This is a genomic window from Bacillus sp. AFS015802, from assembly GCF_002561455.1.
GTDB lineage: Bacteria > Bacillota > Bacilli > Bacillales > Bacillaceae_B > Rossellomorea.
The window spans coordinates 167394-186401 of record NZ_NTUP01000011.1 but is presented as its reverse complement, the minus strand read 5'-3'; the positions used below and the strand labels follow the sequence as shown (position 1 = coordinate 186401).

Here is a 19008-nt window from a genome sequence, read left to right as displayed (position 1 = left end):
CGATTTTTTCTTCAAATGATTCGCTCCTTTGCTGTCTGGGTTATATTAAGAGTTGAATTTCAAAGCAATACCTTGCTTTAAATGGCTTAATTGGCGTTCACGGTCTATGTACAGTTCCTGAGCCTCTTCATGGGAGACCATCGTGAAGGTGATCTCTTCCCCAGGCTTTGTTTGAGCAATGAGGGGAAGGTCAACCGAAGCAATAAATCCTATCCTCGGATAGCCCCCTGTCGTTTGACGATCTGCCAGGAGAATGATCGGCTTACCATCCGACGGAACCTGGATCGTCCCGAAGACCACCGCTTCCGATATCAAATCGAATTCGTCCTGAAGCTTTAGGGACGGACCTTCCAGGCGGTAACCCATTCGGTCTGATTGGGAAGAAACCTTAAAGGATTCAGTGAAAAATTGTTGGCGGCTTTCTTCTGAAAATAAATCATATTCCGTTCCCGGGATCACTCGAATGACTTTCTTCTGCTGATAGGACGAGATGAATTCAGATGATATCGACCAATCAATCTCTGTGAAATCACTGTGTTCTAAATAGGGAAGTAAATAGTCGATCATATTGGCGGATTCTTTGGTAATCGTTCCTGTTTCCAGGGTATCGCCTGGCTGAAGGGGACGACCATCCAACCCTCCGATGCCGGCCCTTACATAGGTGGATTTACTGTTCATGACGGTTTCCACGTTAAAACCGCCTGCAACTGCCAGGTAACTGCGGCACCCGTTTGTGCATGTCCCGAATTTAAGGACACTGCCGGCTTTGATCAACAGTGATCTCCTTAAGGGAACGGGTTTCCCATCAATAGTCGGAGTAAGATCTCCTCCACAGATCGAAATAAGGGTGGTTTCCTCGAATTTAAGGACCGGGCCCATCAATGTAATTTCAAGGACAGCCTCGTCCACTTCATTGCCGACAAGAAGGTTCGAAATTTTGTGAGCCAGTGGATCCATGCTTCCGCTTACGATGACACCATATTTTTGATACCCGTACCTTCCTAAATCCTGAATGGTCGAAAGGAGGCCGGGTTTGATGACATGAATCATTGTTCCTCCTCCAATGCTTTATATTCTTCAAGTGAGATCGGCTTGAAACGGATCCGGTCTCCCGCTTTGAGTAAGCTTGGGGAGTCGTCATGATCAGGTCTGAATAGGTTTAAAGGCGTGCGTCCGATCAACTGCCATCCACCAGGTGTTTCAATGGGATATACCCCGGTTTGTTCCCCTGCGATTCCCACTGAGCCAGCCGGTATTTTCAAGCGTGGTGATTTCTTTCGTGGGGTGGCGATTTCCGGTGACATTCCTCCGATATATGGGAACCCGGGTGCGAAGCCTATCATGTAGACGAGATAGTCACCGTTCCTGTGCTTCTCAATGACTTTCTCAACAGATATCTGGTGATGGTCGGCCACTTCTTCAAGGTCCGGTCCGAATTCTCCACCGTAGCAGACGGGGATGTCGATGATTCGGGCATCTGCTTTTTCTGCCAGCGTCAAGTGAGAAAGCATGTGTTCGATTTCTGAACAGACGACTGTATAGGGTAACGTATTCTGGAAGGGTCTATGAGCTTCAATGATTTTTATCGGGTCATAATAGAGTGTGACAGTCGTAAAGGCAGGGACGAATTCCACAAGCCAGTCGGGTGTTTGATTTTCGAATAGGTTTGTTACCGCTTTCACTCGTTCGTGCGTTTCTTGCTGTATTGAGCTTCCTAATTGGATCACGACCGCGTGATCGCCTGATGGCCTTATTGTATAATTCAAAGGACTACCTCCATTCTTGTTTTGTATGATTATTAATGCTTGGAAATAATTATGTATGAGTGGCCGCGCAAATAAGATAATTCAGAAATTTCGGCTATGTTGTTATTATAGTATAATTCTTTGTGTTTTCAATAAAAGGTTGGGAAATAGCGGATGGTTTGGGTGAGATTAAGACTTTGAACCTAATGTGACTGTATTCGTTTTTTGGCTCATTCGTGTGAAACGTACGTTTCACACGCCTTTCAGCTTAAGCTGAAAGGCCGGGGGTAGAAGGGCAACCGAAAGGAGCAAATTCATTGGCTCTTTCGGTTGTCCTTCTACCCCCGGAATGAGCCAAAAACGGTTAAGAATAATTTTCCTCATAATAATGATTTTAAACGCATTCATTCAAGGAATAGAACTTCTCACATTTTGTCAGAAACTTACATAATTCCGTTGTTTTAAATCGTATCGCAAATGTGTTTTGTGTGCTATTATTTAGTAATCCGAAATAATATCTTCATTAAATAATGAAATGTGATAGATGGGAAGGGAGGTTTTTTCATGAAGGTGAAGGATCCTTTATGGACGAGGTCTTTTATTATGTTGATGGTGGGGAATTTGTTTGTATTTATGTCGTTTCAGATGTTGATACCGACGCTTCCGCCTTATATTAAATCGATCGGGGCCTCGGGGCTTGAGATTGGATTGGTGACGACGTTGTTTTCTATAGGGGCTGTGTTAAGCCGCCCGTTCATCGGGTTTATGCTGGAGTACAGGGACAGGAAGCCCCTTGTTCTGATCGGTGTCATCTCGCTACTGGCGATCACGGTGATCTATCCATTATCCAGTGTGGTCGTTATCTTCTTATTATTCCGTTTTGTCCACGGACTTGCCTGGGGCTGGTCGACAACGGTCAACGGAACGGCCGCGGTGGATGTGGTGCCTAAATCCCGTTTGGGTGAAGGGATGGGGTATTATGGCTTGTCGATTACGATCGGGATGATCATTGCGCCCAGTCTCGGAATCTATTTATTCCAGGTGACGACCTTTACGAATTTGATCATCACTTCCAGTGTACTTGGTGTGATTGCGATCATTTTGTTGGGCATCGTGCATTACCAGACGCCTCAAGTGGTCAAAGAAACAAAAAAGGAAGACTTGAAATTTTCTTATCTCGGCTCATTAGTCGAGAAATCCAGCTGGTTCCCGGCTTTCATTACCATCATGGTGACATTTGGATATGGGTCGATCGTGACCTTCATCGTCATCTTCGGGGAAGAGCGTGGCATTCAGCATATCTTCTTATTCTATTTGTGTAACGCAATCATGGCCTCCCTTTCAAGGCCGATTGCAGGAAAGTGGTTTGATGAGCGGGGACCTAAGGGGCTTGTGCTATTCTGCATCTCGGTCACTTTCATCGGGATGTGGGTGCTATCCTATGCTCATTCTGATCTCCTGATCGTCGTATCCGGAGTTTTATTTGGAGTTGGATTCGGTTCACTTATCCCGACCCTCCAGTCCTGGACCCTGTCCATGACCCCCGATCATAGAAGGGGAGTGGCGAATGGGATGTTCTTTTCATCCATCGATCTTGGTATCGGGTTAAGCGGCTTAGTATTCGGAGTACTGGCTCAGTATGTCGAGACGGGGGTTTTATTCCAGATTTCGAGCCTGTTCCTGCTTATTGCTCTTGTGGTGGCCATCCTTGAAGGCCGTAAACAAAAAAAGCTGGTCCATCAGACTTCCGCATAGTTTCATGGATGAATAATGGTGGTAAGTATAAAGGACTATCTGTTTTAGAAGGGCGTCAAAGCCTTTCGTAACGGATAGTCCTTTCTTCTGTAATGGAAGTGATTCCATTGAATCACAGCAGAAAGTATCAATCAGAAAATGAAAAGGAAATGAAATCTTATCCCTATGAAATTCTGTTAGAATGAGAGAAATAGACAAGTCTGTGAGGTTCCCGGGAAGGGGATCCACATATAACGGAGGACATTATGACAGAAGAAAAATTACTGATGGAGAAGTCATTTTATCGAACTTTTTTAGTAGATCAGAATACAACCCGTCATCCAATAGATGTACTTGGACAGGCATTTGTCGAAGAACAGCAAAATGAACCATATGATTTAACGTACATTCGCTATGCACAAGGGGAGGTTTACTTTCACAGCAGGGACTATGAAGCAGCGATCTTCAAATGGGAGAGCATCCTGAACGAATTGGAGCCATGGGGGAAGAAGAACATCGCGGATTCCTACTATGAGTTAGGGATGCTGTCTTCAGCGGAGGACGTATACACCGCCATCCAATCGGAAAGTACAATCCTGACCATGGAGGTGGCCCTTCAGCTGTTTTCCCTGTACATTGAACGGAACAAAATCCAGTCTGCGTATCGCACGATCGAGAAAGCATTATCGATTGAACCCGATTATCCAAACGTCACTGAGCTTACCAGGACATTTTATGAGGAGCAGGGGGACTCGAATAAAGCTGTCGAATTAGCGGTGCAGGAGTCGATCCGCACCAAGGAGCCTGCCTGGTTCATGATCTTGAGGGAGTACGCGGACCAAGGTTACACAAGATCCTTTGCACCGGATTATTTCTACGATCTGTTGATCACCGTTTATGAAAAAGACCGTAAACAATTTAAGGATCTGGTATCTGCCCTTTGGACCAGTTATAGAAGCGACCCGGCTGCCCATCTTGAATGGATGCTGACGGTCAATACAATTTTTGAATATGTTGAAGTTCTACCGAATGAATCGTGGCAGGATATCCTTGCCCAATTCCAGGAAGCATACATCGGGTTCCTGGAAGGTGACTACCTTGTGAAAAACCTTGAAGGCTTCATGCCAACTATGCTCACCAACTGGTTGAAAGTGAGCAGGGACCACCAGCCGCTGTTCCCGGCAGCCGCGGTACTGGCCTGGAACGATGTGTTTTCTTACAGCATCGAACCGATGGTGACGGAAGAAGCGGAACTGATCCTGATAGAAGGTGACGCCTATCAGGCGCGTTTTGAAGACATCGTCCTGTTCCTGAAGAAAATCATCGAGTGGTCGGAACGGAATGAGGCGCCTGTAGGCTACAAAACCCAATGGATCGCAGAGCAGTTAATGGATCTGAGTGAACACCATCTATTAATCGCAGGAAGTGCCTCAAGCGGGAAATCTTCCTTTGTTCAATCCGTTCTGGGTGAGAGTGTGGGAGAAGCTGAAGATTCCACCATCATCTACAGCTATCATGATCAGCAGGTGGAAGTGAAGGAGATTCACGATCAAGGCGTGCATCATGTGGAAAGCATCGCTGATTTTGAAGAGCTGATGCAGCGGGAAGCATTTGTCGAGTATAAGCTTCCATCTGAGTTCCTGAAGAAAAACGGAACGGCCGTCATCGACGTTCAAACAGGAAAGAGACAGCTGGATGATCTGACGGCCTTTTATCCTGCAGCCGATGGATTGCTGTATGTCTTGAATGCCGATTCACCGTTTAATGCAGAAGACCGTCAGACCTTAAGAAAATTAACTGAGATCGGACAGCCTGTGAACGTTCATTTCTTATTGAATAAAATGGACAAAGTATCCCATACCGATCGTACCGAGGAAATCATTGAATCTGCACGGAACAAAGCCCGGGAATGGTTCCCTGACGCAGAGGTGCTGCCTTATTCATCCCTGGAAGCCGTTCATCTTCAACGGAAAGATGTAGAGGCGTTCCTCAAGGAGCAGTATATGGTGAAGACAGGTTCCCTTAAGGCGGAGAGAGGAAGCAAACTATTCTATTTAGTAAGAAAAACGTTAAGGGATCTATATGCCAAACGTAAGAATCGTGAAAATGACTTGAAAGAGACGATCGAGAAGAATGAAGATATCCTGACACGATTAAATGGCTTCGAGAACTACTTGGGGGACATGCAAAGCGAGAAGGTCTCCATCATTAAGGACTCTTTCCATAAAAAGAAAGAAGCCATGAAGAAGGAAATCTATGAGAAAATCCCTGCCATCCTTAGTGGTTGTTCGGAATTGATCAGCGAGGACAGTGACTTTAAACAGATTCACATGGAATTGAATGATGCGATGAATACCCGGATTCAAGAGTATATCCAGGAGGACCTCATGCCTCGTTATGTAACATCCCTCGAGGATTGGCTCGCCTTTTCAAAGCAAGAGCTTCAGGACAGCCAGAACTACTTGAATGAAATGAGTGAAACCTTTAACGGTCTCTTTGGTAAAGATAAAGTCGTCTTGGAATGTGACTTTCAAGTGCTGGATGATTGGCGCCGGGACGTGGGCAGAATGGGGACGAGGGCACAGATCGATAAAGAGAACATCCTTTTGCGATTCAAACCGGCTCAATTCCTCTTGAAGAGTGCCGGTAAGATTCTCGGGGTACTGCCTCAGAATAAGTCGTTATTGTACAATCAGTACAAGCGCTATTTAGAGAACGAAGACTATCGGGATATCACGGAATCCGTTGTCCATAAATTCTTCCTTCAATTTGATTTGTTTGAGAAGTCTCTGGAGCAGGATGTTCATTCCTTCTTTGCGGAGCCGTTCAAGCAAATGGACGTAACAATCAAAGATACGGAAACGGACATTGCAGCCGATCAGGAATCATTGAAGAAGATGAAAGCCCATCCTGAACGATATTTCGATCCGATTACCCTGTTCGAAGTGAAGCTCCTTCAGCACGAGTACATGGTGAAAGCAGCTTACAACGCTTCACATCTTTATTCTTAAAATAAAAAGACTGATACATTGAAGGGTGTGCCCCTCCATGCATCAGTCTTTTTTTATTCAATTGATCTTGATTGGCAAAAAGTTGCTGTTTTCCTGAATGACATCGGCAATGATCCGTTCAAGGGAATTTTCCGTATGGATGGTGGAAAAATCCAGCCCAAGGTGGATGGCTGTCTGGGCGACTTCTGGGCGGATCCCGGTGATGACGGATTTTACGCCCAATAGATTCAGGGCGTCGATGAGACGGAAGATTTGCTGGGCCACCATGGTGTCCACCAACACCACCCCCGATAAGTCAATGATCAGCATGGACAAATGGGCATCGGCACTTTGCTGAAGTGTTGATTCCACGATCGTGCGTGCCCGGCCTGTATCGATATCCCCAATGATAGGCAGAAGTCCCACTTCAGACGTTAAAGAAATAACAGGGGTACTCAATTCTTGGATCAGTGTGGACTGAGCCTGTAGCCTATTCATTAAGATTGCAAGGAATGTCGAAGTGAACGTTTCCAGCACATAGTCCAAGGCGAAGTTAATCTTGCGTTCCCACTCAAATACCTCTTTCAATTGAATGTTCAATTCGGATTGTTCTTCGACGAACTTTTCAACATATGTCCAATACACTCTTCTGAAAACACCTGAATTACGTACGACTTCATCCAGGGTCGTGCTGGATTTACTGCGATCCATGGCCGTTTCCTTCGTCCAGTTATAAATCAATTCCTTTGACTGTTCATTCGAAAGGAGCAGACACTTTGCAATGATCTTCACGTAGTTGGAATTTTGTTCTTTGATTTTGTTCAGAATATCAGGCGGAGAATCAAGAGAATAGTGTGATCCCGTTTTAACATTCTGGAATTGGAGCCAGTCTTCTGTAAATTCTGAGGCGTGATCCACTAAGTATTCATATAAATGAGGCGAATGTGTATCCATAAACTCTCCCTTTGAAATTGGCTTATTCTTCTATTCTGAAACCTATTGGGAAGGCTGTCAATGATTAAGGTTGAAAATGCTACTAAACTAATACATGAAATACATCTTTTAGTCTTATTGGATAATCTTTAGTATTCAAAAAAGGAGCCTTCTCATCGAGGCTCCTTTTCTTATGCAGATTCCTTTGAATAGACAATCGAATACAACTGCTTCCTCGCCCGGTGAAATCGGGTTTTGACCGTGGAAGGAGGCAGATTCAGCTTGCGGGCAATCTCACTGTCACTCATGTCTTCCGTGACTTTCAGTGCCATGACTTCCTGCTGGGTCTCGGGAAGGATCTTGATGTGATCCTGTATGCTGCTTTTGAGGAAGCGGGCTTCGATTTCCACTTCCAGAGACTGATCATCCTGAATCGGATGAAGCTCCTCATGGTCTTCAAAGCAAATTTCATGGCGTTTAGATCGTTTGCGGATGAAGTCGATGGCCGTACATCTTGCGATTGAAGTGAGCCAGGATTTGACTTTTGCCCCATCCAATAAAGTCTCGATTTTTAAATAAGCTTTCAGGAACGTCTCCTGGACGATATCCTGAGATAAATGAACGTCTTTCGTTATATTGTAAGCAATATGATAAATCAACTTATGAAATTGTTCATACATCTCCTCGAACGTGAGAGGAGATGTATAAGGTTCCATTATGTCCATATAGTCACCCCGACTTTCCATTATCAATCATTCCATTTTGTTTTCAAAAAGGAAGGTGCATCTTCTTTCTGTAACCCCAGAGTGATGGATCCGTTGTCTTTATACTTGATGAACACGGTGTATTCACTATTCTCTTGATCATAAACGAGCCGATCCATGATGGATTCCATCCGGGACGCATCCTTCACTTCGATACCTTTGTTTTCTTCCTTTAACTCCCGTATTGACTGTTCTGCAGGTTGAGAGAAAGGATCATTGAGATCGGTTTGTTTCGCCACGTACATCCACTGGATATCAGATGACGTCATTTTAAGATTTTCTAAGTATCCTTTATCCTGAAGCCAGGCTATGAATTTCTTATCGGTCTTTTTCACACCGGCATGAGCCCACTGGTCATTGGATAAAAGGAGCTCGACGTTATAAAGGTTCACTCTATCCCGGTCTTCAAATGATTCGTGATACGTATCTTCTTTTAAAATAGCGACGGCTTCCTTGATTTCCCCGGGGTCGGATATGGAGATCCCGGGTTTGTTCCCCATCTCTGGATAAACAGTGAGTTTATCCACCTTGCTTGAATCCACACCATAAATTTGTTCTGTTTTTTCTTTATAATTCTTCATTTCATAAAGAGAGGCATATGGAGATTGGAATTTTTCTATATTGATGACGTAATTTCTCACAATCTTGCTTCCGTCCTTCATCTTGTAATAGAGGAAAATCTGCTCATGTTTCTCACCTGACAACGTATTGTGAGGCTCTTGTTCCACGATTGCCCCATGGAGGTTCAGGACGGCTTCGATCGCTTGCGGGTCACTCATATAGGGATCTTTAATCAGATTGTCGGGATTGTCCGTCAGGGAATAATAGCTCTGACTGACATGGACTTTTTCTACATCTGCCAAAGCGGGCACCTTGTCTTCATAATGAAACAGGTCCAACTGAATGAATAGACCAAGGAGAACAACGATCAGGGCAAATCCCGCATAGCCCTTCCAATGGCGGAACACTCTCCAATGCTTTTGCAGGACCATCTCACCCAGGTAGTAGCCGATGAGAGAACCAATGAGGTACCCGAATATCGTCCAGCCGTTATTCTGGTATATTTCATTGAAGTACATCCCTCCGAATAACATGAAACAGAAGGCGACACCATATTTAAACAGGGGCCTTAAGATAGGGTACACAATGGCCTGTGAGGCCACCTCCACTTTTCTCGTTTTGTATAAAAAGTATGATAATCCATAGAATACGAGAGTGATGAGGATGAACAGCCACACGTCCGTAACGGTAAATAGTTTATTCTCAAGGTAGACCGTCTTGATGAGCGGGGAGTATTCCTCGATTTGAACATTGAAGAAATAGTCCTCGGGAAATCCGTATAATAGATTTTTTGAACTGTAGCATACGAGCATGAACATTCCTGCCGGCAACAAGAGCAGGATATAGGTCAGCGCCCCTTGCACAGCGGTCAGTCCCGTTATCATCGCAACGAGTGTGGAAGCGGTGAACAGAAGCAGGTTCACGAGCACCGTAATGCCGCACCAGACAAAGATGTCTTGAATCTCAATGAATTGTTGTAGATCCGTGAGCGAATAAAGGGAAAGTAAAATCACTGTATTCAGCAAGATGGGAATGATGAGAATCCCGAAACCTGCCCCGGTAAAACAGAAAAATAATTTACTGCGTGTAATCGGGAGGCTGTGCATGAAGTCGCCGGCTTGTTTCACATGCAGATAACGGAACAGGAACAAGGAGAGAATGACCGGAATGAACAGCATCAATCCCATTTGAATCGGGTACTGCATTTTAAAGAGATTGTCGTAAATCGCGATCGGATAAGCTTGGTTATCCTTGGATAATTGACCGATGATGTCGACGGGTAAAGAAAAGAGAAGTCCGATGAAATAAACAATGCCTACCCATCCAACATTCCGGAGGCTTAGTGTGATGATTTCTTTATTGATCCATGATGTTTTGGATGGCATATCCGACGTCCTCCATTTCATAAACAAAGATTTCTTCAAGAGTCAAAGGCAGCAGATCGAAAATGACAGGATGGTAAGGCTGAATCATATTCCTCACCTGCTGTTCGTCACCTCTTACGATACAGAGAGACACGCTTCCACGGGTTTCTCTGTGCATGAGGTCGAGATCATGAAAGAGCTTCCCGGGAATCTCCCCCTTGAATGCCAGCTGCACTTTGTGAATGCCTGACTTTAAATCATCGAGGTCCTTCTCCAGTAAAAATCTTCCTTGATGCAAGATCCCGATGTGATCACAAATATCCTCCACTTCCCGCAGGTTGTGAGAAGAGATGATGATGGTCATGTCCCGGTTGGCTACTTCTGATATCAGCACGCTTTTGACTTTCTTCCTGACAACGGGGTCAAGGCCGTCCATCGGCTCATCTAGGATCAGTACATCGGGTTGAGTGGCCAGGGCCAGGATGAAAGCCGCCTGCCGCTGGACGCCTTTTGAAAACTTATGAAGATTTTTATGGGGATCGATCCCGAATAAGCTGCTTAACGATTCATATTGTTTTTCATCCCATCGGCTATAGGTGTTCTGATAAAAACGGGCCATTTGCGCCAATGAATAGTGGGCAAAGAAAAAGGGTTGATCCGGAATGAAAAACAATGTTTCTTTAGTCGCTATATTTTCGTAGACGGGCCTGGTGTTTACCAGAACTTCACCGCTTTCAGGCTTCATCACTCCGGCAATGGTCTTCAATAATGTGGTCTTTCCTGCACCATTCGATCCGAGAAGGCCGTAAATCGAACCCTTTTGAACAGTGAAGGAAATATCATGAATGATTTCCGTGCCTTCAAAGGCCTTTCTAACTTCTTTAATCTCTATCATCAGTTTGATTCCCTCCAAGCGTCGCCTCGATTTCCACAATCATCTGTTTTAAATCGTCTGTTGTAATCCCCAGGTAGAGGGCTTCAGACAAAAGTTTCGACAATTCTTCTTTTACTTTCATGATTTTCTCCGCGTTTTGAATGTGACTTGAAGGATTAACAAAGCTACCCCGTCCTTTCACAGAATAAATGAACCTTTGAGTTTCGAGCTCCCTGTATGCTTTTTGGATTGTGTTTGGATTTATGGTCAATTGCTGTGCCAGAGCACGAACGGAAGGCAATTGTTCGTCAGGCTTAAGCACTTCATTGATGATCAACTCTTTTAGCTTTTCGACTAATTGCTCATAAATGGGCTTACGACTTCTTAAATCAAGCTCAAACATATCCACCCTCCCGACTGTGTGTAGTGTACTACGTGTCTTAATACAGTTAAAGTATATAACAAGTTCTGCCAGTTTGGGAAGGGGGTAATGAAAATATTTTTTTAAGGGGGTGCACAGAGCCTTCTTTTGTTCAGGGTCCAGGTGCATACCATGTATAGAAATTCGGAAGGATAAATGATACAAACACAATTTAAAGGGATTGACATATAAATAGAAAAATGATGACCCATGGTAAACAGGTCGTATGACATTTCCTTTGACAAAGAAAGTTTCCTTGATGCAAAATGGTAGTATTCTAAATGTGTGATCGGAGGAGAGTGGTTCGTATGTTTATAGATTGGTTAAGTGGATTCAATCCAACGATGCAGGCACTGTTCGGTGGCCTGGTGACGTGGGGGTTGACTGCGCATGGAGCAGCCACGGTTTTTTTCTTCACCAAAATTGAAAAGCATACGCTGAATATGATGCTCGGGTTTGCTGCAGGTGTCATGATTGCTGCATCGTTCTGGTCGCTGCTTGCACCTTCGATAGAGTTCAGTGAGCAAAATGGTCAGATACCGTGGCTTGCCCCTGCCATTGGCTTTTTACTCGGTGGCATTTTTATTAGACTTTTAGACTTTGTCGTCCCACACTTACACTTGGGGAACGAATCGGAAAACGCTGAAGGACCTCCAACCAAATTCAAGAAATCAACGCTATTGTTTCTCGCGATCACGCTCCATAATATTCCGGAAGGCCTCGCTATCGGGGTAGCCTTTGGTGCAGCCTCACTCGGGCTTGGAGATGCAACATTGGTGGGAGCCATCGGCCTTGCCATTGGAATCGGGATCCAGAACATGCCTGAAGGGGCCGCTCTTTCCATCCCGCTCAGGGGAGATGGGATGTCCCGTTTGAAATCATTCCATTACGGTCAGCTTTCGGCGATTGTAGAACCGATTGCTGCCGTCATCGGGGCAGCTGCCGTCCTCATGGTGCAACCGCTGCTGCCCTATGCACTGGCTTTCGCAGCAGGAGCGATGATATTCGTCGTGGTGGAAGAGCTCATTCCGGAATCCCAGTCTTCCGGTAGTACAGATTTGGCTACATTGGGGCTAATGCTCGGGTTCGTCGTGATGATGATTCTGGATGTATCCCTTGGGTAATGGATAAGAGTAAGCATGCGTCCCTATAGCGCATGCTTTTTTTCTTCCAAAAACTAGTATAATGGAAGGGGGGGAGGGAATCTGTATGAAGATTGGTCTTATCAGGCATTTTAAAGTGAAAAGGGGTTATCCTGCTTCATTAGTAACAAGTGATGAGTTGATGAAGTGGGTGGAAGAATATGATGCGTCAGAGGTAGAAGGAAATGAAGTGGATCTTAGAGGGATCGACTGGAAAAGATGTTATTCCAGCGACTTATCAAGGGCTCGGATAACAGCTGAAACCGTTTATGAAGGGGAGATCGAATTTTTAGAGGAACTGAGGGAAATCCGACTATCTCCATTATTTCGATCTAAAAGGAAGCTTCCGCTTTTTCTGCATTTAACATTCATCAGGATTGCCTGGTGGTTTAATCATCGTTCACAGCCGGAAAGTAAGAGCGAAGTCGAGGAAAGAATCAAGGGTGTGATCGATAAGTCCATTCGTGAAGGGACAGATGTGCTCATTGTCGGTCATGGTGGAATCATGATGTTTATGAGGAAAGAATTGCTGAGACGGGGATTCACCGGACCATCGTTCAGGAGGCCATCCAACGGCAAGGTGTATGTTTTTGAGGCCGAATCAGGGTGATGTCACATGCAAGTATTTCCTTCGGGAATCGGGTATACATAGTATAAGGTCCAAAATGAAAGGAGTCCGTAACATGGAAGTCATGCATTCATTAGAAGCAATCCATGCCGTGCTGAAAAGCGAAAAGCTCGTATTACTATACATATCAAGACCTGATTGCTCCGTTTGTCACGCACTCCTGCCACAGGTGAAGGGGGTGCTGGAGAAATTCAAATCTGTCATATCCATCCATGCCGATGCAGAAGAAATCCCGGAAATCGCTGGTGAATTCTCCATCTTCACAGTGCCGGTCATCATCGTTTTCGTTGATGGGAAAGAAATGTTCAGAAAGGCACGTTTCGTTCCAATCGACGAGCTGCACAGTCAAATTAGCCGTCTCACGAAGATGTTAGACAACTAAACAAACGTTTGATTAAACGTGAAAAGGGCTTACCTGACAAGCTTAAACGGGCTAAACGGTCGTTTAGGGATCATAAAAATATGGTAAAATCATCTAAACGAAGAGCTGTGATCAAAACGGCTCTTTTTTCTTATGAGTGATTTTTTTCAAAGGGATTGAAACCATTTCAGACCTTGCGACGACTAATAGATACAGTAAAGGGGGGATGGCTTTGAATGAGGATCAAGACCGATTGGAAGAGCTTTATGAAACATTTTTTCATGACGTATATCAGTACTTATTATATTTTACAAATAATTCATCCGAAGCAGAGGATCTGACTCAAGATACATTTATGAGAGTGTTCAAGAGTTATCACAGCTTCAAACATCAATCCTCTCAGAAAACATGGATCATATCCATAGCGAAACGCACGGCCATCGATCATTATCGAAAGAGAAAGCTTATCTCCCTTCTCCCGGACGTCATCTTGAATTTAGGGAAAAGTGAGGAGGGCATACCGGAAGAGGAGATGGAAAAGAATGAAGAGTGGGAACTGGTGCAAGCTGCCCTTTCAAAGTTGAAGCCTGATTATCGAAATGTCGTCATATTAAGGGGATTAAGAGAATACTCGGTTAAAGAAACAGCTGAAATCCTCGATTGGAAGCCTTCAAAGGTAAAAGTGGACTATCACAGAGCGATGAAGCTATTAAAAAAATCATTAGTGAATTCCAATGAAGAGGCGGTGCTGGTAAATGAACGAAAAATTCGATGATGACTTACTACAATCCTTGAAAAAACGACCAGACCTTACTCCGCGAAAAGAGTTTAAGAGACAGTTGAAAAACAGACTATTTGAAGAAATGGGTGATCAAAAAAAGAGTAGGGGCAAAATGAGGAGTTTAGTTCCGAATATACTGGCTGCGGCCTTCATATTGGCTGGTATATTGTTGACCATCGAGCTGATTGGAACTGAAATGGACGGTCAAAATGCTTCACAGGAGCAAGACACCATAAAACAGGTAGAGTCAACGTCGCAGGAACCGACTGAGCTGGATGAACCCACAGCCGACAAACTGATTGGAGAAGCGTTCACACGATATGATAACATCCTTAACGATGAGGGGACTGGTGAAAGCTTCGATTATAAAGGCGAGCCTTACCGGTATATGAGTACAGAATTCGACTCGAAAGATAAAGTGGTTCATTATCTGGCAGAAAGCTTTACGCCTGATGCGGCTCGACAGCTGATTGCGGATCACCCCTTTATCGTTTACAAAGGAAAACTGGCCCAGCCCGATGTATTTTATGAAACAAACGATCTTTGGACCGGTACGACTGCAATCAAAGTAAGAACTTCCGAAACAATGAGCGATGTGACCTATGAGGTTCCTATTTCAGGAGGTTCCCAGGAAGTGAATGTCCAAAGCTTCAGGCTGATTTATGATAACGGGTGGAAGTTCAGTGTGGTGATGCCATTCTCATTTAGTGAAGTAGAGAAAGAGAGCAATGAGTGGAATTTCTCTTTGACCCCAGAAGAAGAGGAGGCCTACCGGAAGTTTTCCGAAGATCCAATGGAAGAACATTTGCACGGGCTATCACCACTCAGCATAGTGAAGGTTTATGTTCAGGCATCGTTGGACGAACGCCACGACCTAGTTTATGAAATGTACACGGACAGACCGGATTATATACGCTGGACAAAGGAAGAAGATGAGAAGATTCCACAAGAGGACAGGGGAACAAAGGAAAATATCCTCAATACCTTCAAAGGAATTGAAAACGGTGAATTCATTCAAACAAGCGATATTGGTGGATATATAAAGTATGATAACGGTGGAGAAGGCTTAATGGGATTTCAAATGATAAAGGATGAGGACGGCTATTGGAGCGTAGGGTTTATACCTATCCAGTAGTTGACAGTGAACTGAATTCAATAGGCAAAAAAGAGCTGCTGAAAATGGGTATTTTGACACATGCCATTAGAGTAGCTCTTTTGTCATGCATCGGTGAATAGGTATATAATAGAAAGTATAAGAGTATAGTAGTTATGAAGAAATAAAAGGGGGCTAGATGAATGATCAGATTGTCCAGTACAAAGAAAGTCATGTTACTTGGTATAGCCATCATCCTCATAATAGTAGCCAACCGGATTTCCAGTGTCCAGCACCTGACGGCAAGAATCGCCACTAACCTGTATGTGAGCCTGAAGTACCAGGATCTTGACCTTGAATACCAAAACGTTGAATTCTCACCCCAGTTTGGAGATTACTCTGTAGCATATAAGGACAAGGACGGAAAAGTCTATGGATTCATGGTCACCCCTAAGTCAATGCCTGTCATCATCCTTCATGACCCTCTGAGTGAGACACCTTAAGAAAAAACATTTCGCACTTTTAAAATAGCCATCTTCATGTATAATAAATCATAACAAACTTTATAAACGTTACCACAAGGGGAGCGAAAGCTGAGAGTGAACAAACTGTTCTGACCCTCTGAACCTGTTAGTTAGGACTAGCGTAGGGATGTGGAAGATAAGCCTTTTTGTGCTTATTTCGATAGATGCATTCACCCTCCTTATGGTTTCGTTTGATTACCTAAGGGGGATTTTTTTATGAAAAATGCTCGACTTGTCGTTTTGCTGGAAGCCTCATTGATGGCAGCCTTCGCTGTCATCCTTGATATGCTGCCTTCTATTAAACTGTCACCAAGTATCTCTATTTCAATAGCGATGGTCCCGATCTTTCTATTATCCTATCGAAGAGGGTGGAGAGCGGGACTGATAGGGGGCTTTGTATGGGGGATCCTCCAGATTGCCCTCGGGGACGCCTGGATTGTCACGCCGGTCCAAATGGTGATTGAGTACTTCATCGCCTTTGCTTTTATCGGTTTCGCCGGAATTTTTGCCGGGAGGATACAAGCTGCATTAGGGAGCAGCCGACAGTTCAAAACGATTCTATGGGTAGTGGTCGCCACATTTGTAGGAAGCCTCGCCCGCTATTTCTGGCACTTCATCGCCGGGTTTGTGTTCTTTGCCGAATATGCACCGGATGATATGTCCCCATTGCTCTTCTCTTTTATCACAAATGGAATCACGATGCTTGGCTCGGCTTTTTTGTGTTCCGTTGTAATGGGGTTCATCATCACGATGGCACCAAGACTCATCAAAGCAGGGACGCTCCGGCAGGGAATCAACCGAAGGGCATCATAAGATTATTTGGACCGGTCTTATTCATGGCCGGTCTTTTTTTCTGTCACTACACCCCAAGTCTTAGAGGGAATTACTTCCGGGGCTTCTGTTGGAGTTTCAAGATCTTTTTTATACTGATGATACGATAATATGCAGGAGTGAGTGGGATGTCAGAATGGATCTTGAATATAGCAGAACAGTGGGGGATTTGGGGTGTATTGTTTTCTCTATTGATTGAAGGAAGTGCTTTTCCTTTTGTTGGTACATTTTTTATCGTAACCATGGGATTCATCTTAGATTTGACGTGGATGGAGATAGGTATCATTTCATTAGTGGGAAGCCTTCTTTATACGGCCGGAAGCTATATTCCTTACTACATCTGTTTAAAGCTGGGAGATAAGATGGAAGAGAAGCTCAAACCCGGGAAGCTCGAGAAGCTTAAAGCTGCCAGGGAAAAGTTCAATCGTTACGGGATATGGAGCGTGGCGATTGGAAGTCCACTTCATTTAGGGAATGTCATCCCCTTTCTTGCAGGAATGGCGAAAATGAATGTGAAGGTATATTCCCTTCTCACCATGCTTGGTATTGCCCCGTCCACTTTCCTTTTGTTGAGTATAGGAAAGTTATATGATGGGAAAAAAGAAGTAATCCTTGAAGTGATCGAAGACTATCAAGTGGCAGTCTTTATTGGATTTATGATGGTTACGGTACTGTATATGATTTTTAAAAGGAAGGGGAAAAGAGGTTTATACTCAGAAGATAAGGAGCTGGGTTCCTTAGATTAAATCTACGTAAAATCATCCCTTTCCTCATTGCTTACACCACTGCTTTCCTATACACTAGACCTATTCAAAAAATAGCACGTGTGGAGAGATCGTATGGAAGCAAAAATGATAAGAAGATACGACATTATGGAGGTCAGCCTGCTGGCGGGTAAGATTATGCTGCAAAGCGGTGCGGAGACGTATCGAGTCGAGGATACGATGATGCGAATCGCCGCTTCTTATGGGATATCGGAATCCCACAGCTACGTGACTCCTACGGGGATCATCTTCTCGATTGAAACCTCTGAACCAACGAAAACAAAGCTGATCAGAATAAATGAAAGGTCAACGGATCTTGAGAAAGTCACCCTCGTGAACAGTATTTCAAGACAGATCAGTAAAGGGCATCTGACCCTTGAAGAAGCATACAATGCCCTTGAGAAGCTGGATCAGTCCGATTTATCGTATTCTTTTCTGATTCAAGTGGTGGCCGCTGCGATTGCCAGTGGATGTTTTCTCATTATGTTCCAGGGGATATGGAATGACTTCATACCGGCTCTGATCACAGGCGGCGTCGGGTTTACGAGCCTGATTTATTTACATCGTCTCGTTCCGATCAAGTTCTTCGCAGAGTTTCTGGCTTCCTTCATCATCGGCATGGTGTCCTATGGATTTGTCCAGCTTGGTATCGGTCATGAATTGGACAAGATCATCATTGGATCCGTGATGCCCCTGGTTCCCGGTCTCCTGATCACCAATGCCGTCCGGGACTTGATGGCGGGGCACTTGGTTTCGGGTCTGTCAAAGGGCGCGGAAGCCTTTCTAACGGCATTTGCCATTGGGACGGGCATTGCGGTCGTGTTTACATTAACGTAAAGTATTTATCATTCAATCGATTGGGGGAAAGGGAATGCTCATCATCGAACAATTAGTGACCAGCTTCATTTCCGCCGCTGCATTCGGAATCATTTTCAATGCTCCAAAGCAGTCCCTTTTCAAATGCGGAATTGTCGGAATGCTGGGCTGGATCATTTACATACTCATGAGTTTAAATGAAGCCGATACCGTCCTTGCCACGTTACTTGCCTCGTTTGTCGTGGCTGTGGTCAGTCAGGTGTTTGCGAAAATGTACAAAACCCCGGTCATCATCTTCTCTGTAGCCGGGATCATCCCTCTCGTACCCGGGGGGCTTGCGTACGATGCCATGAGAAACTTCGTTCAAAACGATTACAATGCCGCCATCAACCTGGCAGCCAAAGCCTTCATGATCTCAGGCTCCATCGCCATCGGGCTCATATTCTCTGAAGTCATCAACCAGGTCATCCGGAACGCACGCCTGAACGCCAGCGCAAGACGAATGAGATAGAGGGACGGACCTTACTTTTGTGAGGTCTATTTTTTTTGCTGTGATAAACCTCCTCTCCCGATCAACAGCTTGCCCTCCTATAACTTAAGACACCCTGCTGGATCATTTAGACTATCTTTTTTTGTCAGGTTTTGAAAAGAATTCTATGGGTAGTTAAGTATTAGCAATATA

At 44.5% G+C, this 19008-nt stretch carries 19 protein-coding genes and 1 riboswitch; of the genes, 12 read left to right on the top strand and 7 right to left on the bottom strand.

From position 1 onward, the window contains the following. Positions 1-45: 45 nt before the first annotated feature. Both CN378_RS07530 and pxpB read right to left on the bottom strand, forming a co-directional pair. Positions 46-1050, bottom strand: a complete 1005-nt coding sequence (locus CN378_RS07530; RefSeq protein WP_098351276.1) for a 5-oxoprolinase subunit C family protein — start codon at positions 1048-1050, stop codon at positions 46-48. Next, positions 1047-1766 (bottom strand): 5-oxoprolinase subunit PxpB, encoded by a 720-nt coding sequence (gene pxpB, locus CN378_RS07525; protein ID WP_098351275.1) that lies wholly within the window; start codon positions 1764-1766, stop codon positions 1047-1049. The genes CN378_RS07530 and pxpB overlap by 4 nt, the downstream gene beginning before the upstream one ends. Before the next feature lie 543 nt (positions 1767-2309). Here pxpB and CN378_RS07520 point away from each other — a divergent pair. Both CN378_RS07520 and CN378_RS07515 read left to right on the top strand, forming a co-directional pair. Further along, complete coding sequence (locus CN378_RS07520; RefSeq protein WP_098351274.1) at positions 2310-3500, top strand: MFS transporter; 1191 nt, start codon at positions 2310-2312, stop codon at positions 3498-3500. 245 nt (positions 3501-3745) lie between these two features. Continuing rightward, positions 3746-6490 (top strand): GTP-binding protein, encoded by a 2745-nt coding sequence (locus CN378_RS07515; RefSeq protein ID WP_098351273.1) that lies wholly within the window; start codon positions 3746-3748, stop codon positions 6488-6490. 57 nt (positions 6491-6547) lie between these two features. Here CN378_RS07515 and CN378_RS07510 read toward each other — a convergent pair whose 3' ends face one another. The 5 genes from CN378_RS07510 to CN378_RS07490 all read right to left on the bottom strand — a co-directional run bounded on the left by CN378_RS07510 (position 6548) and on the right by CN378_RS07490 (position 11368). Beyond that, positions 6548-7423, bottom strand: coding sequence for an STAS domain-containing protein (locus CN378_RS07510; protein ID WP_098351272.1), 876 nt, complete (start codon positions 7421-7423; stop codon positions 6548-6550). 170 nt (positions 7424-7593) lie between these two features. Then, positions 7594-8127, bottom strand: a complete 534-nt coding sequence (locus tag CN378_RS07505; RefSeq protein WP_179884838.1) for an RNA polymerase sigma factor — start codon at positions 8125-8127, stop codon at positions 7594-7596. 23 nt (positions 8128-8150) lie between these two features. Then, the gene (locus CN378_RS07500) at positions 8151-10112 is read right to left on the bottom strand and encodes a hypothetical protein (RefSeq protein ID WP_098351270.1); all 1962 of its coding nucleotides are present in this window, start codon (positions 10110-10112) and stop codon (positions 8151-8153) included. Beyond that, complete coding sequence (locus CN378_RS07495; protein ID WP_098351269.1) at positions 10084-10986, bottom strand: ABC transporter ATP-binding protein; 903 nt, start codon at positions 10984-10986, stop codon at positions 10084-10086. The genes CN378_RS07500 and CN378_RS07495 overlap by 29 nt, the downstream gene beginning before the upstream one ends. Next, positions 10973-11368 carry a GntR family transcriptional regulator gene (locus tag CN378_RS07490; RefSeq protein ID WP_098351268.1) on the bottom strand — a complete coding sequence of 132 codons (396 nt, stop codon included), beginning with the start codon at positions 11366-11368 and terminating at the stop codon, positions 10973-10975. The genes CN378_RS07495 and CN378_RS07490 overlap by 14 nt, the downstream gene beginning before the upstream one ends. Before the next feature lie 326 nt (positions 11369-11694). Between CN378_RS07490 and CN378_RS07485 the strand changes: the two genes are divergently transcribed. The 10 genes from CN378_RS07485 to CN378_RS07440 all read left to right on the top strand — a co-directional run bounded on the left by CN378_RS07485 (position 11695) and on the right by CN378_RS07440 (position 18837). Beyond that, positions 11695-12510 carry a ZIP family metal transporter gene (locus CN378_RS07485; RefSeq protein WP_098351267.1) on the top strand — a complete coding sequence of 272 codons (816 nt, stop codon included), beginning with the start codon at positions 11695-11697 and terminating at the stop codon, positions 12508-12510. Positions 12511-12595: 85 nt separating this feature from the next. Next, positions 12596-13138, top strand: coding sequence for a histidine phosphatase family protein (locus CN378_RS07480; RefSeq protein WP_098351266.1), 543 nt, complete (start codon positions 12596-12598; stop codon positions 13136-13138). Between the two features lie 73 nt (positions 13139-13211). Next, a complete protein-coding gene (locus CN378_RS07475; protein ID WP_098351265.1) occupies positions 13212-13538 on the top strand; it encodes a thioredoxin family protein in 327 nt (108 codons plus the stop codon). A gap of 205 nt (positions 13539-13743) precedes the next feature. Next, positions 13744-14292, top strand: a complete 549-nt coding sequence (locus CN378_RS07470) for an RNA polymerase sigma factor (RefSeq protein ID WP_098351264.1) — start codon at positions 13744-13746, stop codon at positions 14290-14292. Beyond that, positions 14273-15433, top strand: coding sequence for a DL-endopeptidase inhibitor IseA family protein (locus CN378_RS07465; protein ID WP_098351263.1), 1161 nt, complete (start codon positions 14273-14275; stop codon positions 15431-15433). The genes CN378_RS07470 and CN378_RS07465 overlap by 20 nt, the downstream gene beginning before the upstream one ends. 161 nt (positions 15434-15594) lie before the next feature. After that, the gene (locus CN378_RS07460) at positions 15595-15894 is read left to right on the top strand and encodes a hypothetical protein (RefSeq protein ID WP_098351262.1); all 300 of its coding nucleotides are present in this window, start codon (positions 15595-15597) and stop codon (positions 15892-15894) included. A gap of 67 nt (positions 15895-15961) precedes the next feature. Further along, positions 15962-16060: riboswitch (TPP riboswitch) on the top strand. Between the two features lie 71 nt (positions 16061-16131). After that, entirely contained in the window at positions 16132-16728 is a 597-nt protein-coding gene (thiT, locus tag CN378_RS07455) for an energy-coupled thiamine transporter ThiT (RefSeq protein WP_098351261.1), read from the top strand. A 146-nt stretch (positions 16729-16874) separates the two neighbouring features. Continuing rightward, complete coding sequence (locus tag CN378_RS07450) at positions 16875-17492, top strand: DedA family protein (protein ID WP_098351260.1); 618 nt, start codon at positions 16875-16877, stop codon at positions 17490-17492. Positions 17493-17585: 93 nt separating this feature from the next. Then, a complete protein-coding gene (locus tag CN378_RS07445) occupies positions 17586-18347 on the top strand; it encodes a threonine/serine exporter family protein (protein WP_098351259.1) in 762 nt (253 codons plus the stop codon). Between the two features lie 34 nt (positions 18348-18381). Then, positions 18382-18837 carry a threonine/serine exporter family protein gene (locus CN378_RS07440; RefSeq protein ID WP_098351258.1) on the top strand — a complete coding sequence of 152 codons (456 nt, stop codon included), beginning with the start codon at positions 18382-18384 and terminating at the stop codon, positions 18835-18837. The last annotated feature ends 171 nt before the right edge of the window (positions 18838-19008 follow it).